Genomic DNA, 285 nt, shown 5'->3' with positions numbered 1-285 from the left:
GTGGTGGTACTTTCGATATTTCTATTATCGAAATCGACGAAGTTGACGGCGAAAAAACCTTCGAAGTTCTGGCAACCAACGGTGATACCCACCTGGGTGGTGAAGACTTCGACAGCCGTCTGATCAACTACCTGGTTGAAGAATTCAAGAAAGATCAGGGCATTGACCTGCGCAACGATCCGCTGGCAATGCAGCGCCTGAAAGAAGCGGCAGAAAAAGCGAAAATCGAACTGTCTTCCGCTCAGCAGACCGACGTTAACCTGCCGTACATCACTGCAGAGCTCC

1 protein-coding gene is annotated in these 285 nt (G+C 50.2%); it reads left to right on the top strand.

Features of this window, described 5'->3' with window-relative positions:
* On the top strand, positions 1-285 hold a 285-nt coding region (locus EIZ39_RS26285; protein ID WP_164985364.1), incomplete at both ends, for an Hsp70 family protein.

The sequence above is a fragment of the Ammoniphilus sp. CFH 90114 genome, from assembly GCF_004123195.1.
GTDB lineage: Bacteria > Bacillota > Bacilli > Aneurinibacillales > RAOX-1 > YIM-78166.
Note: the sequence above shows the minus strand (reverse complement) of the source record. Positions and strands in the feature narration are given on the sequence as shown.